The 24,410-nt window shown below is 73.5% G+C and carries 22 protein-coding genes; 7 read left to right on the top strand and 15 right to left on the bottom strand.

All coding sequences use genetic code 11. The annotated features are described in order from the left end of the window. The first annotated feature begins 4 nt into the window (after nucleotides 1-4). Genes Phou_RS34720 through Phou_RS53495 form a run of 3 tightly spaced genes read left to right on the top strand, consistent with a single transcriptional unit; the run spans nucleotide 5 to nucleotide 3,675 of the window. Nucleotides 5-904, top strand: a complete 900-nt coding sequence (locus Phou_RS34720) for a carbohydrate ABC transporter permease (RefSeq protein ID WP_173064263.1) — start codon at nucleotides 5-7, stop codon at nucleotides 902-904. After that, nucleotides 901-1,728: a carbohydrate ABC transporter permease gene (locus tag Phou_RS34715; RefSeq protein WP_218579343.1), complete on the top strand. Its 828-nt coding sequence runs from the start codon at nucleotides 901-903 to the stop codon at nucleotides 1,726-1,728. Before Phou_RS34720 ends, Phou_RS34715 begins: the two co-directional genes overlap by 4 nt. A 9-nt stretch (nucleotides 1,729-1,737) precedes the next feature. Continuing rightward, a complete protein-coding gene (locus tag Phou_RS53495; protein ID WP_246274056.1) occupies nucleotides 1,738-3,675 on the top strand; it encodes an Ig domain-containing protein in 1,938 nt (645 codons plus the stop codon). A gap of 755 nt (nucleotides 3,676-4,430) precedes the next feature. Here the strand turns inward: Phou_RS53495 and Phou_RS34705 are convergent. Further along, nucleotides 4,431-5,531 (bottom strand): DNA glycosylase AlkZ-like family protein, encoded by a 1,101-nt coding sequence (locus Phou_RS34705; RefSeq protein WP_246274055.1) that lies wholly within the window; start codon nucleotides 5,529-5,531, stop codon nucleotides 4,431-4,433. A 212-nt stretch (nucleotides 5,532-5,743) separates the two neighbouring features. On the opposite strand from Phou_RS34705, the gene Phou_RS34700 reads away from it, so the two are divergent. Together Phou_RS34700 and Phou_RS34695 are read left to right on the top strand one after the other, a co-directional pair. Then, nucleotides 5,744-6,922 (top strand): MFS transporter, encoded by a 1,179-nt coding sequence (locus Phou_RS34700; RefSeq protein WP_173064256.1) that lies wholly within the window; start codon nucleotides 5,744-5,746, stop codon nucleotides 6,920-6,922. 252 nt (nucleotides 6,923-7,174) lie between these two features. Next, nucleotides 7,175-7,546 carry a VOC family protein gene (locus Phou_RS34695; protein WP_173064254.1) on the top strand — a complete coding sequence of 124 codons (372 nt, stop codon included), beginning with the start codon at nucleotides 7,175-7,177 and terminating at the stop codon, nucleotides 7,544-7,546. 336 nt (nucleotides 7,547-7,882) lie between these two features. On the opposite strand, the gene Phou_RS34690 is transcribed toward Phou_RS34695, so the two are convergent. The 8 genes from Phou_RS34690 to Phou_RS34655 form a co-directional block, all read right to left on the bottom strand. Further along, entirely contained in the window at nucleotides 7,883-8,764 is an 882-nt protein-coding gene (locus Phou_RS34690) for a class I SAM-dependent methyltransferase (RefSeq protein ID WP_173064251.1), read from the bottom strand. Continuing rightward, nucleotides 8,757-9,515, bottom strand: coding sequence for an alpha/beta fold hydrolase (locus tag Phou_RS34685; RefSeq protein ID WP_173064248.1), 759 nt, complete (start codon nucleotides 9,513-9,515; stop codon nucleotides 8,757-8,759). Before Phou_RS34685 ends, Phou_RS34690 begins: the two co-directional genes overlap by 8 nt. Before the next feature lie 194 nt (nucleotides 9,516-9,709). Further along, the gene (locus Phou_RS34680) at nucleotides 9,710-10,963 is read right to left on the bottom strand and encodes a cation:proton antiporter (protein ID WP_173064245.1); all 1,254 of its coding nucleotides are present in this window, start codon (nucleotides 10,961-10,963) and stop codon (nucleotides 9,710-9,712) included. A gap of 9 nt (nucleotides 10,964-10,972) precedes the next feature. After that, nucleotides 10,973-11,431, bottom strand: a complete 459-nt coding sequence (locus tag Phou_RS34675; RefSeq protein ID WP_173064242.1) for a hypothetical protein — start codon at nucleotides 11,429-11,431, stop codon at nucleotides 10,973-10,975. Between the two features lie 91 nt (nucleotides 11,432-11,522). Then, on the bottom strand, nucleotides 11,523-13,781 hold the full coding sequence (locus Phou_RS34670; RefSeq protein WP_246274054.1) for a molybdopterin oxidoreductase family protein: 2,259 nt from the start codon (nucleotides 13,779-13,781) through the stop codon (nucleotides 11,523-11,525). Nucleotides 13,782-13,809: 28 nt separating this feature from the next. Beyond that, nucleotides 13,810-14,349, bottom strand: a complete 540-nt coding sequence (locus Phou_RS34665; protein WP_173064239.1) for a dihydrofolate reductase family protein — start codon at nucleotides 14,347-14,349, stop codon at nucleotides 13,810-13,812. Further along, nucleotides 14,342-14,836, bottom strand: coding sequence for an SRPBCC family protein (locus tag Phou_RS34660; RefSeq protein ID WP_173064236.1), 495 nt, complete (start codon nucleotides 14,834-14,836; stop codon nucleotides 14,342-14,344). Before Phou_RS34660 ends, Phou_RS34665 begins: the two co-directional genes overlap by 8 nt. A 1-nt stretch (nucleotide 14,837) precedes the next feature. Continuing rightward, on the bottom strand, nucleotides 14,838-15,179 hold the full coding sequence (locus Phou_RS34655; RefSeq protein WP_173064233.1) for an ArsR/SmtB family transcription factor: 342 nt from the start codon (nucleotides 15,177-15,179) through the stop codon (nucleotides 14,838-14,840). 192 nt (nucleotides 15,180-15,371) lie between these two features. Here Phou_RS34655 and Phou_RS34650 point away from each other — a divergent pair, with 192 nt between their 5' ends. Next, a complete protein-coding gene (locus tag Phou_RS34650) occupies nucleotides 15,372-16,166 on the top strand; it encodes an RNA polymerase sigma factor SigF (protein WP_173064230.1) in 795 nt (264 codons plus the stop codon). A gap of 51 nt (nucleotides 16,167-16,217) precedes the next feature. Here Phou_RS34650 and nhaA read toward each other — a convergent pair whose 3' ends face one another. The 3 genes from nhaA to Phou_RS34635 all read right to left on the bottom strand — a co-directional run bounded on the left by nhaA (nucleotide 16,218) and on the right by Phou_RS34635 (nucleotide 20,305). Beyond that, on the bottom strand, nucleotides 16,218-17,477 hold the full coding sequence (nhaA, locus tag Phou_RS34645) for a Na+/H+ antiporter NhaA (protein ID WP_173064227.1): 1,260 nt from the start codon (nucleotides 17,475-17,477) through the stop codon (nucleotides 16,218-16,220). Between the two features lie 176 nt (nucleotides 17,478-17,653). Next, nucleotides 17,654-19,945: a HelD family protein gene (locus Phou_RS34640; protein ID WP_246274053.1), complete on the bottom strand. Its 2,292-nt coding sequence runs from the start codon at nucleotides 19,943-19,945 to the stop codon at nucleotides 17,654-17,656. Between the two features lie 141 nt (nucleotides 19,946-20,086). Then, nucleotides 20,087-20,305 (bottom strand): hypothetical protein, encoded by a 219-nt coding sequence (locus Phou_RS34635; protein ID WP_173064224.1) that lies wholly within the window; start codon nucleotides 20,303-20,305, stop codon nucleotides 20,087-20,089. Nucleotides 20,306-20,516: 211 nt separating this feature from the next. Between Phou_RS34635 and Phou_RS34630 the strand changes: the two genes are divergently transcribed. Beyond that, the gene (locus Phou_RS34630; RefSeq protein ID WP_173064220.1) at nucleotides 20,517-21,260 is read left to right on the top strand and encodes a YcnI family protein; all 744 of its coding nucleotides are present in this window, start codon (nucleotides 20,517-20,519) and stop codon (nucleotides 21,258-21,260) included. Nucleotides 21,261-21,308: 48 nt separating this feature from the next. Here Phou_RS34630 and Phou_RS34625 read toward each other — a convergent pair whose 3' ends face one another. From Phou_RS34625 to Phou_RS34615, 3 genes are read right to left on the bottom strand one after another with little or no spacing between them, the layout of a single operon-like run. After that, a complete protein-coding gene (locus Phou_RS34625; RefSeq protein ID WP_173064217.1) occupies nucleotides 21,309-23,144 on the bottom strand; it encodes an FtsX-like permease family protein in 1,836 nt (611 codons plus the stop codon). A gap of 2 nt (nucleotides 23,145-23,146) precedes the next feature. Next, complete coding sequence (locus Phou_RS34620; protein ID WP_173064214.1) at nucleotides 23,147-23,884, bottom strand: ABC transporter ATP-binding protein; 738 nt, start codon at nucleotides 23,882-23,884, stop codon at nucleotides 23,147-23,149. After that, nucleotides 23,881-24,408 carry a PadR family transcriptional regulator gene (locus Phou_RS34615; protein ID WP_173064212.1) on the bottom strand — a complete coding sequence of 176 codons (528 nt, stop codon included), beginning with the start codon at nucleotides 24,406-24,408 and terminating at the stop codon, nucleotides 23,881-23,883. Before Phou_RS34615 ends, Phou_RS34620 begins: the two co-directional genes overlap by 4 nt. Between the last annotated feature and the right edge of the window lie 2 nt (nucleotides 24,409-24,410).

Below are 24,410 nucleotides of genomic sequence, written 5' to 3'. Positions count from 1 at the left end.
CGCGATGCCGGCTCTTTCCGGCCAGCGCCGCCTGGAGCGGCGCTGGGGCCTGCTGATGGCGGTACCGGCGATCCTCGGCTTCGCCATCTTCACCGCCGGGCCGATGGTCGCCTCCCTCGCGCTCAGCCTCACCGACTGGCAGGTCGGCGGCCGGCCGTCCTTCGTCGGCACCGAAAACTACGCCACGCTCGCCGACGACGCGCTCTTCTGGAAGTCCCTGAGCGCCACCACCTACTACACGCTGGGCGCGGTACCGCTGTCGCTGGTCGTCGCGTTCGCCGTGGCCATGCTGCTCAACCAGCGGGTGCGCGGCCTGCCCCTGTGGCGGACCGTCTTCTACCTGCCGACGCTCGTGCCCGCGATCGCCAACGTGGTCCTCTGGATCTGGATTTTCAACCCCGACTTCGGCCTGCTCAACTCCCTGCTGCGCCAGGGCGGCCTGCCCACCGGCATGTGGATCTACGACGAGAGCATGGCCGTCCCTTCGCTGATCGTCATGAGCACGTGGGGCTTCGGCAACACGATGGTGATTTTCCTGGCCGGTCTCCAGGGCGTGCCGCAGCACCTCTACGAGGCCGTCTCGGTGGACGGCGGCGGCCCGTGGCACCGGTTTCGGCACGTGACCGTGCCGATGATGACTCCCACCATCTTCTACAACCTGGTGGTCGGCGTCATCGGCACGTTCCAGGTCTTCAACCAGGCCTACGTGATGACCGAAGGAGGTCCCCACAACGCCACCCTCTTCTACGTCTACTACCTGTTCCGCAAGGCGTTCCGGGAGAGCGAGATGGGCTACGCGAGCGCGCTCGCGTGGGTGCTCTTCATGATCATAATGGTGGTCACCTTCCTGCTGTTCCGCAACGCCCGGCGCTGGGTCTACTACGAGATGGCGGGCGCGCGGTGAGATCCAGGGCGCCGCTGTACCTGGCGCTCGGCGCCGGGGCGGTCACGACGCTCCTGCCGTTCGTGTGGCTGGTGCGCAGCGCGCTGATGCAGGACGCGCAGATGTTCGTCTCGCCGCCGAAGTGGATACCCGACCCGTTCCAGTGGTCGAACTTCACCGAGGCGCTCACCGCACAGCCGTTCGGGCGCTACTTCCTCAACACGCTGGTCATCGCGGTCATCAGCGTCCTCGGCACGGTGCTCACCTGCTCGGTGGCCGCGTTCAGCTTCTCCCGCCTGCGCTGGCGCGGCCGCAACGTCGCCTTCGCCGTCCTGCTCAGCAGCGTGATGCTCCCGTACGCGGTGACGCTGATCCCGACCTTCGTGATGTGGCAGGAGCTGGGCGCGGTCAACACGATCGCCCCGCTGACCGTGCCGAGCTGGTTCGCGGGTGCCGGCGGCGGCGTGCTCAACGTCTTCCTGCTCCGGCAGTTCTTCCTGACCATCCCGTTCGAGCTGGACGAGGCGGCCTACATCGACGGCGCCTCGCCGTGGCGGGTCTTCTGGATGGTCGTCATGCCACTGTCCAAACCCGCCATCGTCGTGGTCACCATCTTCACCTTCATCGGCACCTGGAACGACTTCCTCGGACCGCTGATCTACCTCAACGACGAGGAGAAGTACACGCTGTCGCTCGGGCTGGCGTCGTTCCAGAGCATCTACATCACCCAGTGGGGCTACCTGATGGCCGCCTCCGCCGCCGTCATCGCCCCGATCATCGCTCTCTTCTTCTTCCTCCAGCGCTACTTCATCGAAGGGGTAACGCTCACCGGCATCAAGAACTGAGGTCCGATTATGAGACGCGCCATCCTGCCCGCCGTGCTCGTGCTGGTCGCCACCCTGCTCGTCGCGACACCGGCGCACGCGGTCGGTACGGCCACGGTGGTCGACAGGTTCGGCCGGGTCGTCAACGACTACGGCGTCAAGCTCGTCGACTGGGAGGGCTACCTGGCCAACCCGTACATCGAGCTGACCGTGCGGCCGCCGACCGACGTGCCCTTCCCGGTGACCATCGACCTCAAGGCCGAGGGCACCTCGCGCCTGATGATGGATCTGCCGAGCCAGCTCACCGCGACGGGGGCCACCAAGCAGCTGACGTTCGCCAACTCCTCGGAGGCGAAGACCTTCAAGCTGGCGATCCACTCCAAGCGCGCGCCCGGCGCCGACGAGCTCTACACGATGCGGCTCACCGTCCGCGCGGGCAACGGCACGAGCTACGTGCAGACCATGCCGATCCGGGTCCAGCAGGACCAGAAGACCGCGCTGGAACCGACGATCCCCGTCAACTTCGACTACCGGTACGACACCATCACCGGGTACTTCAACAACGCCGCCTTCCGCACGGCCGCCGAGGAGGGGGTGAAGGACTGGTTCCGGTTCTTCAACCTGCAGCCGTTCGACACGGTCGCGGCCGGCGCCGAGTCCAACCACCTGCCCGGCAACGACTGGCAGAACACGGTCAACGTCACCAACAACGTGGCCTACAACGGCATGTACGTGTACTTCCGCGGGATCCAGACGCCCTACTCCACCGGGTATCCGGCGCGCAACGGCCAGTACCACACCCGCGGCGGGCAGCAGGTGGCCGGACCGATCCACCGATCCACCGCCATGATCTTCGAGTACGACGAGGCGGGCAAGCAGCTGTTCACCTCGCTCGCGGACGAGGACTGGTACCGGACCGAGATCGCCGGCTCGGTGCTGGACGTGCACGGCCTCGTCATGCACGAGTACGGCCACGCGGTCGCCTTCCACAGCGACTGGGCCGGCATGCGCAACTACGTCAACACCAGCGGCGCGAACGACCAGGAGGTCATCGCGTACCAGGGCCGCACCGTGCCGCTCGACAGCAGCTACCACATTCCCGGCACGTCACCGTACTGGGACCGCCTCAGTGGACAGAGCGGCGGCTGGACCCACCTCTTCCCCACCCGCCGGTGGATGCTGACCAAGCTCGCGCTCCTGGTCGCCGAAAACGCGGGGTGGCCGCTCAACCGCAACCTCACGCCGTTCCTGGCGCCGTCGATCGTGACCACCAGCCTGCCCGACGCGCCGACCGGCCAGGCGTACACGCAGACCCTCGCGGCCCGCGGCGGCGTGCCCTTCTACGACTGGCGGGTGACCGGCGGCGCACTGCCGGCCGGGCTGAGCCTGGACCGCTTCACCGGCACGATCAGCGGCACGCCCAGCGCCGCCGGGACGTACTCGTTCACCGTCGAGCTGCGCGACTACGACGCGCTCAGCACGCCGGTGACCCGCACGTTCCAGCTCACGGTCGGGGGCGGCGGCACCGGCGGCGGCAACCTGGCCACGGCGGCGACCGCGTCCTGCTCGTACACCTCCACGTGGGAGAGCTGCGCCGCCGTCAACACCGGCGGCGACCCGGCCAGCTCCAACAGCGGCGCACCCAACCAGGGCAGCCGCTGGGGCACGTGGCCGCAGCAGGGCGAGCAGTGGGCCGAGCTGACGTGGCCGTCGGCGCAGGCGCTGAGCCAGGTCCAGGTGTACTTCTTCGACGACAACCAGGGCATCGACCTGCCCGCCTCGTGGCGCCTGCAGTACTGGACCGGCAGCTCCTATGTGGACGTACCGGGCGCGGGCGCGTACACCCGCAACGCCAACGCCTACAACACGGTCACGTTCTCGCCGGTCAACACGACCCGGCTGCGCGTGGTCCTGCAGAGCGCGCCCAACCTGTCGGTCGGCCTGCTGGAGGTGAAGGCGTTCAGCTAGAGACCTGTGGCGTCAGGGTGGGGTGCGATCGTGGTAGGTAGCCGGTTCAGAAGCTCCAATCCGAAACAGATCCGGGCTACCGCGACGCCCGTCGTGGTCCGGACCGTTGCTCCCGCGGCCTCACCCTCCGCGGTCGCCCACCTCAACCCCGGGTGCTGTTGAGATCGTGGAGCTTCCGGTGTCTTCCCAGCTCACGGTGTCTGCACGGGAAGGCATTGACCAGGCAGGACGCATACCCGTGCTTCTGCAGATCAAGCCGGGAGTGCACGAGTCCGCCGGCACCGTCATCGCGGTCTGTGACTGCCGATCGGGCGCGGGCGGCGTGAGCGTCGAGATCTTGGTGAGTTGGCGCGCCATCTCGACGCCAACTTGCCAAGATCTGCCGGAGCGGGCTCCTGGGTCGAGCCGGGCGACCGCATAGGGTAAGGCCGCAACCGCCGGCACAGCGGCAGCTCCCATCCAACTCGGCGCCGGACTCAAAGAAGGCTCACCCGGACCGCGATCCGTTGTGACGCTTGCGGGTGATCGACAGGGATGGCGGGTGTCGGGTCGGCCGGTCTCATGCGATACGGCGATGGTGGCGGCGTTGACCGGGCGCAACGAGTACAGCGTGAGCAGATGCGGCAGGGTGCGGGCCAGGCCGGCTGTCGAGGTCTCCCACCAACAGTTGCGGGCCCCGATCGTGCTGATCTGGGACGACTGTCGCTGCACAAAACCCCGGGCCGCGCCGCACGCCCGCCGCTGCCGGCGGCTTCTCACGCGAACTCGCCCGGCAGGTCGAGCGGGAGCCCGAGCCAGCGAGCGAGATCACGGATCTCGGCCGTCACCGCCGCCCGCATCGCCTTCGTGAACCGCGCGTCCTCGTGGACCGCGTCGACGCGCAGCACACCGGCCTTGCGGTCGGCGGTGGCGTCGAGCTTGCCGACCAGGCGGTCGCCGTAGAGGATCGGCAGCGCGTAGTAGCCCCACCGGCGCTTCGCCGCCGGCTTGTACATCTCCACCGCGTAGTCGAACTCGAACAGCTCGGCCATCCGCCTGCGGTCGAAGACCAGCCGGTCCAGTGGCGACAGCAGCGCGGCCCGCCCCTGGAACGGGCGGCCCAGCTGCGCCGGGTCGACGCGCCACACGCCGCGTACACCCGCCACCCGCGCCGGCTCCCCCACCTGGCCGAGGTCGGCCGAGTCCTCGGACTGGCGGGGGCGGGCGATGCCCAGTGAGCGCAGGAGCCGTTCGCCGCGGATGTGCGCCGCCCGCGCCTCGGGCACGACCTCGTCCGGGTACACCCGCGCGGCCACGTCCCACAGCCGCTCCCGCCCGTCGTAGCCGGCCACCGCCACCTCGCCGCGGCGCACCATGAGGTCCAGGAGCATGCCGACGTTGCGGTTGTTGTTCCAGCCGGAGGAGCCCCACGGCACCGCGCACAGGTCGGGGAAGGCGGACGCCGGCAGCGGGCCGTCGACGTCGAGGCGGGCGAGGATGTCGCGGCGGCAGGCGTCGTTGGCGCGCACCCACGCGCGCTGGCCCACCTCCCAGTCCTTCAGCCCCGTGCGCCCCTCCCACGCGGCCATCCGCGCCGTGTAGAGCGCCAGGTCCTCGCGGGGGCGGATCCGGCCGCGCAGGTCGACCAGCGAACGCGTCTCCAGCGCGCGGGCCAGCTCGGCCGGCCGGTAGGCCGAGCCGAGGCGGCTCCACAGCACAAGGTCGGCGCTGGGCGCGACGGCGGACGTCCAGTCGACCTGCAGGAACGTCAGGTGGCGCACCACCTGCGCCATCCCGGACGGGCGCGCGCAGTCGAGCAGCTGCGCGCGCACGGCGATGCGGCGCGCCTCCTGCCGGGACAGCTCGTGCACCACCACGGCGCCAGGTTATGCCTCGCACGCGGCGGTGCCGGCGCGGTACGGTGTCGCGGTGATCCCGCACCGCGCCTTCCGCCAGTGGGTCACGCCTGACCTCCCGCTCTACGGCAACGACCACGAGCGCGGCGACTTCGCCCCCTGACCGGCCCGGCGCCCCAGCGCGCCCACCGCCGCCGTCCTGTCGCCGATTTTCCTCATCGGGAGTGTCCTGTATGTCCGACACCGGTGTGCTCGCCGTACTGCGCGCCGCCCAGGTGGCCCGCGTGCTCGCCGCCAGCACCGTCGGCCGCATCCCGCTCGCCTCCTCGCCGGTCGCGCTGCTGCTCTTCGCCCGCGAACGCTGGTCGATCGGCATAGCCGGCCTGCTCGTCGCCGGCTACACCCTCGGGCTCGCCGCCGGCGGTCCGATGCTCGCCCGGATCGCGGACCGGTGGCGCCAGCCGCCCGTCATGCTCGCCGGCGTCACCGTCTCCACCGCCGGCTTCCTCACGCTCGCGGCCGGCGAGCCGCCGCTCGGCGTGGCGGTGGCGGCGGCGGTGCTGGCCGGTGCGGGCGCGCCGCCGTTCGAGTCCGGCCTGCGGGTGCTGTGGCGCGACCTGCTGCCCGAGTCGCGCGTGCACACGGCGTACTCGCTGGACATCGCCGTCCAAGAGCTGATCTTCATCGTCGGCCCGCTGGTGTCGGTGGCCGCCATCGGCGCGGGCGGCCCGGCCGCCGGCCTGTACGCCACCGCGGCGCTGCAACTGGCCGGCACCGCCTGGTTCGTCTCCGCGCCGGCGGTGCGGCGCTGGCGCGGCGTCGCCGCCGAACGCCACTGGGCCGGCCCCCTCCGCTCCACCCCGCTGCGCCTCCTGCTCGCGGCGGTCGTGCTGGTGGGCGCCGGCGTGGGCTCGCTGCCGGTGGCGGTGACGCGGCTGGCCGAGGACGCCGGCGACCGCTCGTGGGCGGGGTGGCTGCTCGCCGCGCAGGCGACCGGCGCGCTGGTCGGCGGCCTCGTCAACACGCGGCTCAAGCTCCCCGAACGGCACGCGCCGTGGCTGGCCGCCGCGCTCGCCGCAGGCTACCTGCCGCTGGTGCTGGCCGCCCCGCCGCCGGTGATGCTGCCGCTCGCGGTGCTCAGCGGCCTGGCGCTCCCGCCGCTGCTGACCGCCACGTTCGTGACGGTCGACCGGATCGCGCCGAGCGGCACGGCGGCGGAGGCGTTCGCGTGGGTGGCGACCGCGTTCACCAGCGGCGCGGCGCTGGGAGCCGCGCTGGACGGCGCGATCCTGGACGGCACGGCGAGCGTCGCGGCGGGCTTCGTGCTCGCGCCGGTCGTGATCGCCGCCAGCGCCGGCCTCTACCGCCTGATGGCCGCCCGCCTGCCCGCCGACCGCGCGCCGGTCGCCTAGAGAAATACCTTCAGGCCTGATCTTCCCCCGCCCGCGTCACCTGCGGACCGCACGCTCCCGCGGGCACCGCTGCGGCCGGCGGCTCGCCAGGGCTCGCCGAGTTCCCCGGCCTCCGCTGCCGGGCCCGCGGGTCAAGCCCCGCCACCGGTACAAGGTGGACGGTGCACGGTCCGCGTCAGCTGCACGCGATGACGGGCCCGAGCCACGGCGATCGGCAACCGGATGTCGGACCGCCGTCCTAGGGTGGGGGTCATGGACTGGAAGATCGAACTCATCCCCGTGCCGGTCACCGACGTGGACCGGGCCAAGGACTTCTACGTGAAGGTGGGCTTCAACGCCGACCACGACCACAAGGTGCAGGACGGCCTGCGCTTCGTGCAGCTGACGCCGCCCGGCTCGGCCTGCTCGATCGTGATCGGCGACGGCATCACCGAGAAGGCCCCCGGCACGCAGGAGATCCAGGTGGTGGTCGCCGACGCCGCGGCCGCCCGCCAGCAGCTGCTTGACGCCGGCGTGGAGGCCAGCGACGTCGACCCGCAGCCGTGGGGCAACTTCGTCTACTTCCGCGACCCCGACGGCAACAGCTGGGCGCTGCAGGCGATCCCCTCCCGCCCGAACGGCTAGCCCTCACCACGCGTCACCGTGGTCTGCGCAGGAACAAACCACCCAAACCCGCCGCGCAGACCACGGCCAACGCGCCGGAAGCCACAGTCACGCAGCGCAACCCCACGGCTGCGCCACGGACCCCGGGACGGGCCGTTGATCAGGGATCTGGTGGGTGGACACGCCGGCCGGCGCGCCGACCAACTCCCTGATCAACCGCCCGGCAGGCAGGGCGGGTGACCGACCGCGGGCCCCCGCCGGCGGTCGGGGCCTGTCCGGGAGCTGGCCCACCGCGAAGGGTGAGGCCGCGGGAGCAACGGTCCGGACCACGGCGGACGCCGCGGCAGCTCGGAGGAGTCAGGGTCTGTCCGCGACGGCGACGCGACCCGCGCGCGTGCTGGCCGGGTAGCGGGAGGTGGTGCCCAGCCGGCCGGCGACCGTGAGCAGGTCGTCGTCGGTGGCGACCGCCCACCCCGCGGCCGTGAGCAGCTCGCCCAGCCGCACCGGGGTCCAGGCCGAGCGGCGCGGCTCGCCGGCCATCGGGTCCGGGCGGCGGGACAGCCGCGCGGTCAGGCGGGCGGCGCCGAGCCCGAGCGTGGCCTTGAGCGACGGTGACTGGTAGCTGACGACCAGCCGGCTGCCCTTGGCCGAGCGGACGGTGAGCGCGCGCACGGTGGCGGCGACGTCGGCGCGGCTGAGGTACGGGACGACGCCCTCCCAGATCCATGAGGTCGGCGACGCCTCGTCGTGGCCGGCGGCGGCGAGCGTCGGGCCGAGCGGGTCGTGGGCCAGGTCGGCGCTCACCCAGCGTAGCGACCGGACGATCGGCTCGAGGGCGGCCGCCCGGTCGCGCTTGTCGGCCTGGGATGCCGGGCGGTCCACCTCGTAGACGTCCACATCGGACAGCTCGGCCATGCGCCACGCGCGGCCGTCCAGCCCGGCGCCGAGGATGACGAGCTGCGGGTTGGCGCGGGCCGCGACCGCGTCGTCGATCGCGACCGTGCGCGGCACCATCGTCTCGGCGAGCGCGGACAGCGACTCGTACTCCATCCGGGCCGCCACGCCCCGCGGCGGCACGTCGGTGCGGGCCCGCTGGACGGCGGCCCGCTCGTCGGGGCGGAGCAGCGACATCGCGACCGGGTCGGCGAAGCGGCCCGGCGCGAGCCGCCCGTCGGCGACCGCCCGACCCTGGCACACCAGGACCGCGGTGCGGCTCGCCCCTGGGTGCGGCTCAGCCATCGCCACCGCGGAGGAAGTCGAGCAGCAGCGCGTTGAACGCCTCCGGGCGCTCCAGGCTCGGCAGGTGGCCGGCCCAGTCGAGCGGGACGTGGCGGGCGTGCGGCAGCCGGGCGGCCAGGCCGGCGGCGATGCGCGTGAAGTCGGGCAGGTCGTGCGCGCCGGAGACGAGCAGCGTCGGCGCGGTGACGGCCGAGACGTCGTACGCCACGCGCACCCGCTCGACCTCGGCGCTGTCGGCGAGCTGCACCTCGAACGCGTGCCGCTGCATCCGCGCCACCCACGCGCGGGTGGCCTCGTCGGCGTGCGGGCCGAGCCAGGTGGCGACGTTCAGCGCGGTGGCGGCGTCGACGTCGCCCGCCTCCAGCAGCGCCTCCTCCCGCTCGTCGAACGCGCGCAGCTCCTCGCCCGGCTCGTGCCCGTCCACCGCGGTGTTGACCAGCATCAGGGCGCTCACCCGCGCGGGCCAGCGGGCGGCGAGCTCCTGCCCCACCCGGCCGCCGCCGGAGGCCGCGACCACCGCCGCGCGGTCGGCGCCGGCGTCGTCGAGGACGTCGAGCATGTCGCGCGCGTTGTCGTACGGCCGGTCGGGCATCGGTGTCTCGCCGAAGCCGCGCAGGTCGGCGCGGACCGCCCGGTAGCCGGCGCCGACCAGCGCGGGCACCTGCGGGTCCCACATGCGCCGGTCACAGACGGTGGAGTGGATCAGAAGGACGGTGGGGCCGCTGCCGGCCACGTCATACGCGATAGTCATCGACCCAGACACTAGAGGCGCGGCGCGGCCGGTACATCCCGATTAGGCCCGCGGTCGGCGCGGCGCGGCGTGTCACGGCGCCGGCCGGCGACGGCCCGTGCGGCGCCGAGCGCCGCGGGCACGAGCAGAAACGCCCACGTGGTACCCGCGCGCTCGCTGACCTGCCCGGCGGCGGAGGCGCCCACCGCGACGGGTCAGGTCGGCCCGCTGGTGCGGGCGTTCGCCTGGTCCAGCCACCGCATCACCGGCGTGGCGGCGACGCCGTGCAGGACGACCGACGTGGCCACGGCGAACCCGACGACCGCCCACAGCAGGTCGGCGCCGGGCAGGTCGGCGTGCGTCAGGGCGTACGACACGTAGTAGAACGAGCCGATCCCGCGGATGCCGAACGCGGCGATCACCCACCGCTCGGCCCGCGTGCCGGGCGCGCCGCGCAGGGACAGCCAGCCGGCCGCGGGCCGGATCACGAGGATCAGGGCGAGGCCGACCGCCGCCGCGGGCCAGGTGAGCGGGGCCAGCAGGCCGCCGACGACGGCGCCGCCGAACAGCAGCAGCAGGAGTACCGTCAGCAGCCGCTCGGTCTGCTCCGCGAAGTCGTGCAGCACCTGGTGGTACTCGTGCGAGCGCTCGGCGGCGCGGATCGCCCGGGCGGCGACGAACACGGCCACGAAGCCGTAGCCGCCGGCGAGCTCGGCCGCGCCGTACGCGAGGAAGGTCGCGGCGAGCGCGAGGAAGCCCTCCGAGTGGTGGGCCATGCGCAGCACCTCGGAGCGGGCGCGGAAGAACAGCCGCCCGAGCAGCCGCCCGACGACCAGGCCGCCCACAAGCCCGGCGACCGACTTGTAGAGCACGTCGGTCAGCAGCCACTCGCCCAGCCAGGCGCCCGGGTCGCTGCCGACGGTGGCGATGGCGATGGCGGCGTACACGAACGGGAAGGCCAGCCCGTCGTTGAGGCCCGCCTCCGAGGTGAGGGTGATGCGCACCTCGTCCTCGGAGTCCTCGCGGTCGGTGGGCTCGCCGACCTGTACGTCCGAGGCGAGCACCGGGTCGGTCGGCGCGAGGGCGGCACCGAGCAGCAGCGCGGCCGCCGGCACGAGACCGGCCCACCACCAGCCCAGCAGCGCGGTGGCCGCGATGGTCAGCGGCATCGCGATCGCCAGCAGCCGCCAGGTGGCCGCCCACCGCCGCCACCCCATCGGCCGGTCGATCTTCAGCCCGGCGCCCATCAGCGCCACGATCACGCCGACCTCGGTCAGGTGCTCGGCCAGCTCGGGGTGGGCCAGCGGGTCCGGGTCGGGCAGTCCGGTCGGCAGCGCGAAGACCAGCACGCCCAGGCCCAGAAAGGCGATCGGCATGGACAGCGGCCGCCGCTCCAGCAGCCGCGGCAGGATCCCGGCCAGCAGCGCGCCCGCGCCGACGACCATGTACGCGAGGTCGGACTGCTCCATCCGAGGCGCTCAGCCGGCCACGACGAGCGCCTGGGGTGCCGCCTGCCTCATCCGGGTGCGCAGCCACGAGAGCTGCGTGGCGGTCTCCCGCTCGCAGTCCTGTACGGCGGCGAGCAGCTCGCGGTCGCGGGCGCCCTGTGCGGCCTGCCCGACGACCGTCCAGCAGACGTCGCACTCGGCGGCCATCAGGTACAGGTCCTGCAGGTCGCGCAGCAGCCCGATGCCGCCGGTCCGCGTGCCCCGGAACAGCTCCGAGTGCAGCCGGTCCGGCTCGTCCGGCGCCTGCGCCGCGTACCGCTCCACGAACGGCCGCAGCCGCTCGGCGTGGCTGTCGCTGACCTCCGCCTGCTGGGCGCAGAGCAGCCGGATGTCCGGCTCGTCGCCGTGCGCGGCGCCGACCTGCCGGAAGGCGTCCGCGAGGTTGACCTGGGCCCGGTGCAGCAGGCCGACGTAGTGCGCGAGGTGCACGGCTCTCACTCCCCCCGCTCGACCGCGGTGACCCGCACCGCGGCCGCCTTGAAGATGGGCTGCTTCGAGACCGGGTCCCACGCCGTGAGCGTCAGCTCGTTGGCCCCGCGGGGACCCGCTTGGCCGGGTCCACATCGAAGTATCCATAGTGGAACGGGATGAACACGGTGCCACGCCGTATCCCGCCGACCACCGCGCGGACCCGTACCGCGCCGCGCCGCGAGGCCACCTCGACGAGGTCGCCGTCCGCGATCCCGGCGGGGCCGGCGTCCTCCGGGTGGATCTCCGCCCACGGCTCGGGCGCGGCGGCGTTGAGCTCGGGCGCGCGGCCGGTCTTGGTACGGGTGTGGAACTGGTACAGCGAGCGGCCGGTGGTGAGCAGCAGCGGGTACTCCTCGTCGGGCACCTCGGGCGAGGGCCGGTAGTCGGCGGCGTGCAGGAAGGCCCGCCCGGCCGGCTGCCTGGCCCGGTACTGCTCGGCGGTGTGCTCGGCGCCGGTCGCCAGGTCCTGCCCGTACGTCTCGCAGTAGTCGGGGTCGGTGTGGAAGACGCCGTCGGTGTAGAGGCGCTCGGTGCCCTCCGGCGCGTCGGGCGTGCACGGCCACTGGACGCCGCTGCCGCCGCGCAGCTTGTCGTACGTGAGGCCGGTGTAGTCGCAGGGCCGCCCGGCCGAGCACTCCTTCCACGCCTCGAACGCGCCCTCCGCGTCCCGCCACCGGATCAGCGGCCGCCCGTCGCGGTCGCGCAGGTCCATCCGCCGCGCGTAGTCGAGGAAGATGTCGAGGTCGGCGCGGGCCTCGCCGGGCGGGTCGACCGCCTTCTCCGACAGGTGCACGGTGCGGTCCGCGTTGGTGAACGTGCCGGTCTTCTCGCCCCACGTCGCCGCCGGCAGCACGACGTCGGCGAGCTCGGCGGTCTCGGTGCGGAAGAGGTCCTGCACCACCACGAACAGGTCGTCCTTGGCTAAGATGCGGCGCACGCGGGCGAGGTCGGGCAGCGAGACGGCCGGGTTGGTGGCGCTGACCCACAGCAGCTTGACGCTGCCCTGCTCCGCGTACCGCCAGATCTGCATCGCGTGGGTCGGCGGCGACCAGTGCGGGATCGTCATCTCGTCGACGTTCCAGAGCGCGGCCAGCTCGCGCACGTGTGCGGGGTTGTCCCAGTTGCGCATGCCGGGCAGGTCGCCGTCGGCGCCGGTCTCGCGGGTGTTCTGCGCGGTCGGCTGGCCGTTCATCTGGTACAGCCCGGCGCCCGGCCGCCCGAGCATGCGGCGCAGCAGGTGCAGGTTGTTGACCTGGCAGGCCGCCGCCGTCGCCTGGTTGGACTGGTAGAAGCCCTGCAGCACGGTGGAGAGCAGGCGCTCGGAGCGGCCGAGCAGCTCGGCGGCGCGCTCGAGGTCGGCCGCCTCGAGGTCGCAGATCCGCGCGACCCGCCGCGGCGGGTACCCGTCCACGACCCGGGCCAGCTCGTCGAAGCCGACCGTGTGCGCGGCGACCCACCGCTCGTCGTACCATCCATTGTGGATGATGAGGTGGAGCAGCCCGTTCATCAGGGCCAGGTTCGTGCCGCCACGGGGGGCGAGGTGCACGTCGGCCTCGCGCGCGACGGGCGTGGTGCGGGGGTCGACGGCGAGCATCGCCGGCGGGTTGGGTCCGCGGCGCCGGTCGAGCATCCGCGTCCACAGCACGCTCTGCGTGGCGGCGACGTTGTGTCCCCACAGGGCGACCGCGTCGCAGTGGTCCACATCGGTGTAGGAGCCGGGCTGCCCGTCGGTGCCGAAGCTCGCCTTCAGCGCGGCCGCCGACGTCGCGGTGCACAGCCGGGTGTTGCCGTCCATGTGCGGCGTGCCGAGGCCGGCCTTGCCGATGACCGCGAGCGTGTAGTACTCCTCCAGGAACAGCTGCCCCGACGTGTAGAAGCCGAAGCGCCCCCACCCGCCGGGGCCGTCGAGCAGCTCGCGCGAGCGGGCGACGACCGCGCCCATCGCGGTGTCCCAGTCTGTCTCCACGAGCCGCCCGCCCCGGCGGACGAGCGGGCGGGTCAGCCGGTCCGGGCTGTTGTTCGCCTGCCACCCGTAGAGGTCCTTCGGGTCGAGCCGGCCGCGGTTGACGCGGTCCACCGCGCGGCCGCGTACGCCGGCGATCCGCCCGTCCTTGACCGCGATGTCCATCGCGTCGCCGTTGGAGTGCAGGATCGACGCGCTCTGCACCCAACGGTCCACATCGGACTCGGCGAGCCCGTCGGCGAGGTGGACGTCCACCCGGACCGGCCAGCGCTCCCCCGGCCCGTACGGCGTCCGCTGCCCCCACGGCTCCTCGACCCGGTCCGGCGTCTCCCGAAGATCAGCCACCGGATCCCTGTACCCACCTGGGGAAAAGCTATTCGTCGACGGAGAGGGGTTCGTACCGCTGGCGGATCACGCCGTTGCGGTACACGGTGGCGTCCTTGAGGCGCATCCGGACGTGGCCGAGGCCGTGGAAGGGGCGGTCCGGCTCGGACCACACGACGGGGTGCACCCAGAAGTGGACCTCGTCGGCGAGGCCGAGCCGCACCAGCGCGAACGCGAACTCGCCGCAGCCGTACGTCAGCAGGTTGCCCGCGTGCTCGGCCTTGAGGCGGCGCACCTCCTCGGCGAGGTCGCCCTTCAGCGGCGTGGCGTTCCACGCGAGCGTGCCGATGGGGCCGGTGGAGGCGACGTACTTCGGCATGGCGTTGACCATCTCCGCGTAGGGCCCGGTGGTCGCGGTCCAGATGGGGGCGAGCGCCTCGTAGGTCTTGCGGCCCAGCAGCATCGCGCCGGCGAGGCGCAGGTCGTCCTCGCTGTCGGCCTCGTGCTCGCCCCCCGGCGTGTACCAGCCGATGTCCGGGCCGATGCTGGCGTCCGCCGACATCTGCGCCGTGATGATCGACTTACCCACGGCCACTCACCCCCTTGTCGGCCGCGAGCGTGCGCAGGTACGCGTCGAGGCTGTCGTAGGACTCGCGGGCGCCGTCGGCCATGCCGGAGGCCACCATGCCGTCGCGCTCCTGCTTGGTGTCGAACCTGGTGACGCTGGTGACGGTCGTGCGGCCGCCGTCCTCGGTCAGCTCCAGCGTCTCCACACACACGTGACCGGGCATGCCCTCGAACTCGAAGGTCTGCACGATCAGCTCCGGCTCCTTGATCTCCCGGAACTCGCCGTGGAACGCGTAGTCGGCGCCGTCCGGCGCGTGCTCGACGAAGCGGTAGCCGCCGCCGGGCCGGAAGTCGATCTCGCAGTCCAGCGGGTTGCCCCGCCCCCACCAGTGCTTGAGGTGCTCGCACTTCGCGTGCGCCTCGAACACCAGCGCGCGCGGCGCGTCGAACACCCGCACCATCGTGACCTCCAGGTCGGACGGCATGGTCACCGTCAGGTTGCCGCTCATCTCACCCCTCCTGTCGCTCTTGGTCTCGCTGGAGCCGTTGCAGGTAGTCGCCGAGGTGGTCGTAGCGCTCCACCCAGAATCGCTGGTAGCCCGCCACCCAGTCGGCCACTTCGCGCAGCGGCCCGGCGTCCAGGCGGCACGGCCGCCACTGCGCGTTGCGGCCGCGGCTGACCAGCCCGGCGCGCTCGAGCACCTTCAGGTGCCGGGAGACGGCCTGCAGGCTGATCGGGAACGGCTCGGCGAGCTGGTTGACCGTCGCCTCGCCCTCGGCGAGCCGGGCCAGGATCGCCCGTCGCGTCGGGTCGGCGAGGGCACCGAACACCTCGCTCAGCCGGTCCTCCATCACCCGCCCCTATCCAACCAACTTGTTGATTAACCGACTCGTTGAATATGCCTGACAGCAGGCCCGCCGTCTATACGTAGGTAATCTACTCGTACGAACGGCTAGCCTTCTGGTGACCGATCGACTATGTTCTGTCTAGCCGTTCATCCGACTGCCCAGGTGAGGCGGCCAGCGACCCAGGGAGGAGTCACCATGACCGTCACATCGACACACCAGCCCGCACCAGCCACCCGGCTCGACGACGTCGCCTCCGACCTGCTGACGACGCTCGCGCGGATGCCGCAGGGACACCCCGACCGGGCGGCGGTCCGCGACCGTGCCATCGAGCAGCTGCTGCCGCTGGCGCAGCACCTGGCGCGCCGGTTCCGCGAGCGCGGCGAGCCGTACGACGACCTGGTGCAGACCGCGACGCTGGGCCTGATCAAGGCGGTGGACCGGTTCGACCCCGACCACGGCACGGACTTCGCCGGCTTCGCCGTACCGACGATCATCGGCGAGATCAAGCGGCACTTCCGCGACCGCACGTGGGCCGTGCGGGTGCCCCGCCGCCTCCAGGAGCTGCGGCTGATGATCAATGAGGCGAACACGACGCTGACCCACGAGCTGGGCCGCTCGCCGACGGTCGCGCAGGTCGCCACCCACCTCGGGATCAGCGAGGAGGACGTGCTGGAGGGCATGGAGGGCGCCCGGGCGTACAAGGCCGCCTCGCTGTCCAGGCCCATCTCCGACGACGCCGACGGCACCTCGCTCGCCGACCTGCTCGGCGACGACGACCCCGGCTACGCGACGGTCGATGCCCGCGCCACGCTCGCCAAGGCGCTGCGCACGCTGCCCGAGCGGGAGCGGGAGATCATCCTGCTGCGCTACTGCGGCAACCTGACCCAGCAGCAGATCGCCGAACGCGTCGGCGTGTCCCAGATGCACGTGTCACGCCTGCTCGCCCGGACCCTGAGCCGCTTACGAGACGAGCTGGGCGACATCGCCTAGCGCGGTGACCACCCTGGTTCGCCTGGTTCCCCGGCGAACCAGGCCCCCGCGCTAGCTCTGGTACGCGTCCGGCACCCCGTCGCGGTCCTCGTCCACCTCCTCGGCAGCCCGCAGCCGGCGGTACACCCGGTTGCGGGCCCGCAGCACGACGGCGGCCAGCAGCGCCGAGGCGACCGAGCCGGTCAGCACCGCGACCGTGACCACCTCCAGGCGGTCCGTGCCGTGGCCGAAGGCGAGCTCGCCGATCAGCAGCGACACGGTGAACCCGATCCCGCCGAGCATGCCCAGCCCGGCCACGTCCGCCCAGCCGAGCCCTTCGTCCAAAGTGGCCTTCGTGAAGCGGGCGGCCAGCCAGGTCGCGGCCGTGATGCCGACCACCTTGCCCACGACCAGCCCGGCGACGACACCGACCGCGAGCGGATCGCTGAGGGCGTCCGCGAGGCCGTCCAGGCCGCCGATGGTCACGCCGGCGGTGAGGAACGCGAACACGGGTACCGCGACGCCGGCGGAGATCGGCCGGAAGCGGTGCTCGAAGTGCTCGGCGAGCCCGCTGCGGGCCGGCACGGTGAACGCCAGCAGCACACCGGCCACCGTCGCGTGCACGCCGGACTCGTGGACCAGGACCCAGGTCGCGGCGGCGAGCGGGAGCAGCAGCCACCAGGAGCGGACCTGGCGGCGCACCAGCAGGGCGAAGGCGGTGAGCGGGACCAGCGCGCCCAGCAGCGGCAGCACCGCGAGGCCGGCGGTGTAGAAGATCGCGATGATCGCGATGGCGATCAGGTCGTCGACCACCGCCAGCGTCAGCATGAACGTGCGCAGCGCGCTCGGCAGGTGCCGGCCCACCACCGCGAGCACGGCCAGCGCGAACGCGATGTCCGTCGCGGTCGGCACCGCCCAGCCGCGGGCCGCGTCGCCGCCGGCGATCAGCAGGTACAGCAGCGCGGGTACCACCACGCCGCCGGCCGCCGCCGCGACGGGCACCGCGGCACGGCGCGGCTCGCGCAGGTCACCGGCGACGAACTCCCGCTTGAGCTCCAGGCCGGCCACGAAGAAGAAGATGGCCAGCAGCCCGTCGGCGGCCCAGGTGCCGACAGTGAGGTCGAGGTGCAGGGCCTCGGGGCCGAGCTGGTAGTCGCGCAGCGCCTCGTAGCCGCCGGACCACGGCGTGTTGGCCCAGATCATGCCGAGCAGCGCGGCGCCGAGCAGCAGCGCGCCGCCGATCGTCTCCTGGCGCAGGATCGCGGCCACCCGCCGCGCCTCGGCCCACCCGCCGAGCCCGAAGAGCCGTGGTGTGGAACGCGGTCGTGCCATGGGCGTGGTCGCCTTTCCCGGGGTCGCGGCAACGAGTTGCCGACCAGACTTCCCGGCGCACCGACCTGAACCCTACCGCCCGCGAGCAGCCGCTGCCCGGCCAACGCCACGACCAGCGCGGCCGATCAGTGAGTTGGTGGGCGTGCCGCCCGGCGTGTCCACCCACGAGGTCCCTATCAACCACGGGGGTGGGGCGCGTTGCCGAGCGCGGCGGGCAGCGGGCGGTGGTGCAGGACCACGAGGCCCGCGACCGCCCGGGTCAGCGCGACGTAGAGGCGGCTGAGGCCGCGCGGCTCGGCGTCGACGATGCCGGCCGGCTCCACCACGATGACGTGGTCGTACTCCAGCCCCTTGACCAGGCTGGCCGGCACCACCGCCGCGCCCGGCGCGTCGATGCGCGGGGCGAGGTCGTCGGCCGCGACCACCGCCACGGTCGCGCCGTGCGGCGCCTGCCGGACCGCCTCCCGGACGCCCTCCCGCAGGTCGCCGACCCGCCGCACGGCGAGCGTGCCACCCGGGCGGTACGACCTGGTCGGCGCGATCCCCGGCGCGAGCGCCCGCGCGGCGTAGTCGGCGATCAGCCGCGGCACCCGGTACCCGGTGGGCAGGTCCAGCGTGCGCACCTCGCGCTTGCCGAGCCGGGCGAGCAGCGCCGGCCACGAGTCGGCGGCGAGCGGGTGGGTGGCCTGGCCGAGGTCGCCGACCACGGTCATCGACGCGTACTCGGCGCGGCGCGCGATCATCCGGCACTCCATCGGCGACAGGTCCTGCGCCTCGTCGAGGATCACGTGCAGGTACGGCTCCAGCGCCGGCGCCTCGTCGTCCGGCTCCCGGACCGGCAGCGGCTCGGCCAGCACCGCCTTGTACCCCTCCTCGCCGTGCGGGTCGAACCCGTCCGTCCACCCCACCACCCGGTGCCCCTCGCGCAGGATGACCGCCTCGGCCCACCGTTGCGCGGCGCCCACCGCGTCGTTGTCGATCGCCGGTCCCGCGGCGGCGATGGGCGTCGGGTGCCCCGGCGCGTACAGCTCCCAGCCCTCGCGCAGGCCAGTGCCGAGCACGAAGTCGTCCACCCGCCGCGCACCGGTGCCGAGCTCGCGCAGCCGCCACTCGGGCTCGGGCGCCTTCGGGGCGGCCGGCGGCTCGCCGAGGATGACGGCGAGCTCGTCCAGCAGCGGCACGTCGTCGACCGACCAGTCGGTGCGGTCGCGGTACGAGGCGGCCAGCGGACCCGCCTCCGCCGCCGGCAGCCCCACCGCCCGCGCCGGGTCCGCGAGCCAGGCCAGCACATCCGCCGGTACCAGCGGCGGCCACCACTCGCGCAGGAAGCGGTGGAACTCGGGACGGTCGCCCACGTCCTCGGCGAACAGCCCGCGGTCGAGGTGCGCACCGTCCACCTTGGACCACAGCGCGTCCAGCAGTACCGCCGCGGCGTGCGGGCGGGCCGCGTTGGGCGCGGTGCCGGTCGTGGCGCACCGGGCGCGGACCCGGCGGCGCACGCCGGCCAGCTCGGCGGCGTCGAGGGTGAGCACCTGACCGGCGTACACCAGGCGCAGCCGGCCCGGCGCCGCCGGCGGCACCTGCCAGGCCAGCTCGGCCAACACCTCGCACATCCGCTCGGCGCCCTTGGTGCGGGCGAGCCCGGGCCCGTCCCGGCGGGTGGCGGTCACCCCGTCGACGAGCTCGCCGAGTGCGCGCAGGTGCACGCTCTCCTCGCCGAGCGAGGGCAGGACGCGTCCGATGTAGCTCGTGAACACCGTCGACGGCCCCACGACCAGGATGCGGCCGTCGGTGAACCGGCCGCGGTCGGTGTAGAGCAGGTACGCCGCGCGGTGCAGCGCCACCTGGGTCTTGCCGGTGCCCGGCCCGCCGGTGATCAGCGTGACGCCGCGGGCGGGGGCGCGGATCGCCTCGTCCTGCTCGCGCTGGATCGTGGTGACGATGTCGCGCATGTGCGGGCCGCGGGAGCGGCGCAGCGCGGCCAGCAGCGCCCCCTCGCCGAGCACCCGCAGGTCGCCGGCGTCGTCGGGCGACAGCACGTCGTCGTCGAGGTCGACGACCCGCTGGCCGCGGCAGATGATGACGCGGCGGCGCACCACGCCGAGCGGCTGGCCCGAGGTGGCGCGGTAGAACGGCGCCGCGGCCGGCGCCCGCCAGTCGACCAGCAGCGGCTCGCGGCGGTCGTCACGCACGCCGAGCCGGCCGATGTGGTACGTCTCGCCGTCGTCGAAGTCGAGCCGGCCGAACACGAGCCCCTCGGCCTCGGCGTCGACAGCGCGGATCCGCGCGGCGGCGCGGTGGACCATCGCGTCGCGTTCGACGAGGCCGGTGACCGGGCCGGCGGCGGCCCGCCGGTGGCCCTCGCCGGCCAGCGCGGCCGCCTGTTCCCGCATGCCGTCGAGGCGGGCGTAGACGCGGTCGACGACCTGCTGCTCGGCGGCGATCTCCTGCGTTCTGGCATCGGGCACGGTGTTTCCCCCGGGTACGCGCACGATCGGACCCGGCGAGCGTATGCCCAGGTCAGGGCAGAGAAATCATCATTCGGGCGGATCTGAAAGGGGGTGACCCACCGGTAGACTGGTAGTGGCGAAAGCGACCGGCACCCCCACTCACTTGTCCTCTGTGGACTCCTCGTCGTGGTGCCGGCCCTCCATGAAGGCGTCGGAGATCGCCGAGGTCAGGTCGTCACTGGGCACCGCGATCCGCTCCGCCTCCGCCTCCAAGCCGCGGTCGTGCACCACCTCGGGTGTCGTGGCACCGCCGGCGAAGCCCTCCCGGTTCGGCTCGTCGGCGAGGTCGCTGTCGTCCCGTTCCGGCGAATCAGACATTTCACCCACCCCCTCGCCGATGGTACTTCCCCCGCCGCCCGCGGTAAGCCAGTTCGCCATCCGCGCACGCATCCCCACCGCCCGCAATCCCGCGGGCCGCGCACGGGCGCGCGGGTTGATCGGGAACTTTTCGGGTCTCGTGACCGACTCGTCTATCCGATGCGTTTCGGCGCCGGCCCGACGTGCCGGCGGGATCGGATGAGGAGCGGCGATGCGAGCAGCACGGATGGTGGCGGGTCTCGGCGTGGCGGTGCTGGCCGGGGTGGTCGCGGCGGTGGGTGCCGGCGCCGCGCCGGCGTCCGCGCACGTGACGGTGAACCCGCGGGAGGCGACGCAGGGCGGTTACGCGAAGCTGGCGTTCCGGGTGCCGAACGAGCGCGACAACGCCTCCACCACCAAGGTCGAGGTGAACATCCCGCCGGAGACCGCGATCGCCTCCGTGTCGGTACGGCCCACGCCGGGCTGGACCGCGACCGTCGAGCGGGGAAAGCTGCCCACGCCACTGAAGGCGCACGGCGAGGACATCACCGAGGCGGTCGTGAAGATCACCTGGACGGCGGCGGCCGGCAGCGAGGTGAAGCCCGGCCAGTTCCAGGAGTTCGAGGTGTCGGCGGGGCCGCTGCCCGAGGTCGACCGGATCGTGTTCAAGGCGCTGCAGACGTACTCGAACAACGAGATCGTGCGCTGGATCGAGGAGCCGGCGGCGGCCGGCGGTGAGGAGCCCGAGCACCCCGCGCCGGTGTTGAAGCTGGCCAAGGCCGCGGCCACCGCATCGGCCACCCCGCCCGCGGCGGAGAACGCCAACGCCAGCCTCGCCGGCTCCACCGAGGACACCGACGACGGCGGCAACGGGCTGGCCACCGCCGCGGGCCTTGCCGGGCTGGTAGCGGGGCTCGCCGGCCTCGTCTTCGGCGTGCTGGCCTGGCGCCGGGCCGGGTCCGCCGGGGCCAGCTGAGCGCGGGAACGGCGGGACGGGCGCGCGCCGGCGGCGGCCCGGCGCACCTCACTGGTAGCTCAGCAGCGGGGTGACCGGCCGCCGCCCGAACAGGACGGCGGGCACCGCCACGATCGCCGCGTACACGAGCGGGACGCCCAGCGCGACCGCCGCGTAGGTGCTGAGGGGCAGCCGGATCGGGGTCAGGTCGGAGTCGAGCGTCCCGTTGAAGATCAGTACGCCCAGCGGGATGCCGGCCGCGCAGGCCAGCAGGCAGCCGCCGAGCTGCGCGACCACGAACGCGGCCACCGTCTGGCGCGGAGTGGCGCCGACGGTGCGCAGGACGGCGTGGTTGCGGGCGCTGTCGCGGGCGGCGAAGACGGCGACCACCACGGCGTTGATCGCGGCGAGCGCGAGGAGCAGCCCGGCCCCCGCGTACACGACGGTGACGATCCGGTCGACCACCTCGGCGACGAGCTCGCCGCCGGGCGCCTCGACCTCGTCCGGCGTCTGCTCGGCCATGAAGAGGTGGACGCCGCGGTCCAGCCCGAGGCCGATGACGACCATCGTCACGCCGAGCGTGAGGCCGGCCGCGTTGGCGAGCGCGCGGCCGGGCCGGCGCAGCGCGGAACGCAGGCCGAGCACCACCGGCAGCGGCAGCCCGAGGCGGGCGGCGACCCGGCCCGCGCGGCTGGCGCGGCGCGGCGGGCGGGCGCTCATCGTGAGCGAGCGCAGGGTGCTGCGCCGGGCGCCGCGCAACGCCGGCCGCACCGTCGCGAGCAGCACCACCGCGACGGCGACCGCGAGGACCAGCGCGGCCCGCTCCCAGGTCAGCGGCGGCGCCTGCGGCGTCCCGTACAGGCTGAGGGAGACACCGGCGAGCGCCGGGGTCAGCAGCTGCCCGGCGGCGAGCCCGACCGCCGCGGCGAGCCCAGCCACGCTCAGGTACTCGGTGAGCAGCACCAGCGTCACCTGCCCGGGCGTCACGCCGATCGCCTTCAACGTGCCGACCTGGCGGATCTGGGCCGCCATGCGGCTGGCCACCAGGACCGCCGCCGTGGCGATCGTCAGCAGCCCGAGCAGGACGCCGATGCCGACCAGCGCGACCGCGAAGGCGGACAGGTCGTCGTGCGACCCGGCGCGCATCTCCTCCCAGGTGGACATGCCGAACCGCTGGAAGCCGCCGGGCGGTGGCGGTGGGGCGTGCGCCGCCACGAACGCCGACGCGTCGCCGCCCGGTGCCAGCCGCAGCTGCACCTCCGTGGCGAACATCTCGACCTGGCCGGTGTCGATCCGCGCGGCGGTCGGCTCGCTGACCCAGATCCGGCCCGGCTGGTACATCGGGAAGCGCCCGGTCGTCGCGGTCATCGCCACGCCCCGCACGGGCAGCGACCGGCCGGCGACGGTCACCGTGTCGCCGGGCCCGACGCGCATGGTCGAGGCCAGCCCTTCCTCTAGCACCACGCCGTCGCCGCCGTCGAGCCACCGCCCGGCGGTGACCTTCGGCTGCCCCACGGCGGCCGGCGCGGCGTCGCGGACCAGCACCTCGAGCTCCATGCGGTCGCCGGCGACCTCGCCGGTGGTGACCATCGCGTCCAACGGGCCGGCGGCGGCGACCACGCCCGGCGCGGTGGTGAGCGCGACGAGGGAGGCCCGCGCCCGCTGCAGGGCGCGGTCGCCGGGCGAACGCCCCGCGCCCCACGCCATGGACGCCTGCACGTGCGGTCCGTTGGTGTCGTGCCAGACCCGCTCCCAGGAGCGGTCGCCGGCACCGTCGACCGCGAGGGCCAGGCTGAGCGTGGTGGTGGCCAGGCAGAGGGCGAGCAGCAGCAGGACGGCCTGGCCCGGCCGGTGGCGCAGGTTGCGCCAGGCGAGGCGGCCGATGACGGTGGCGGAGGCACGCACCGCTACGCCCCCCAGCCGGCGATCTCGGTGAGGACGGCCTGCCGCGGCAGGCCGCCGTCGAGCCGCGTGTCCTCCACGATCTGCCCGTCGCGCATGCCGAGCATCCGGTCGCCGCTCGCCGCGACCCGCGGGTCGTGGGTGACCAGCAGCAGCGTCTGGCGGGCCTCGCGGAGCCCGGCGAACAGCCGCAGGATCTCGCTCGTCGCGTGGCTGTCCAGGTTTCCGGTGGGCTCGTCGGCGAGCACCAGCACCGGCTCGTTGACCAGGGCCCGGGCCAGCGCCACCCGCTGCTGCTGCCCGCCGGAGAGGCGGTCGGGCAGGTGGCCGGCGCGGTCGGCGACGCCGAGCCGCTCCAGCAGCTCCGTCGCGCGCCGCCGGGCCGCGCGCCGCGCCGTGCCGGCCAGCAGGGCGGGCAGCTCCACGTTTTCTACCGCGGACAGCTCGTCGACGAGGTGGAACGCCTGGAAGACGAACCCGATGTGGCGCCGGCGCAGCCGCGCCCAGGCCGCCTCGGAGAGCGTGTCGACGCGCTCGCCGGCGATCGTCACGGTGCCGGCGGTGGGGCGATCGAGGCCGCCCAGCAGGAGCAGCAGCGTCGACTTACCGCAGCCACTCGGACCCATCACGGAGACGGACTCGCCCTCGGTGACCAGAAGGTCGACCCCGTCGACGGCGCGCACCGGCGCACCGTCCCCCCGGTAGAACCGGCTCAGCCCCGCCGTCTCGATGGTCACGCTCACGACTCACTCCCCGTGCTCCTCGCGCTCCACCGCTGCTCGCACGCTTCGAGCCAGCGGATGTCCGCCTGCAGACGGAGGGCGCTGCCCTCCAGGATCAAGACGCCGTCCCCACCGGCCGGCTCGGACTCGGCCAGCCGCTGCACGTCGCGGAGGCGGCGCAGCAGCTCGCGACGCTGCGCGTCGATGAGCGCCACCGGATCCGCCAGCCCCGTCGCGGCCGCGGCCACGAGCTTGAGATGGAACTCGGTGGGGGCGACCTTGGGCCACGACGCGTCCAGCAGCCAGCCGGCCACGTGCTCACGGCCCTCGGGGGTCGCTTCGTAGACCCGCTTGTCGGGCGCGGTGCTCTGCTCGACCTGCACACCCCGCACGAGACCGGCCTTTTCCAGCCGCTGGAGCGTGACGTAGATCTGGCCGGAGTTGACCACCTCGCCGATCGGCCCGAGCGCCTGGATCAGCCGCTGGCGCAGCTCGTATCCATGGGCGGGCTCCTTGGCCAGCATCGCCAACATCGCTTCCCGCACCG

Source organism: Phytohabitans houttuyneae (genome assembly GCF_011764425.1).
In the GTDB taxonomy this organism is placed as follows: domain Bacteria; phylum Actinomycetota; class Actinomycetes; order Mycobacteriales; family Micromonosporaceae; genus Phytohabitans; species Phytohabitans houttuyneae.
This window is presented reverse-complemented; position numbering and strand designations above follow the sequence as displayed.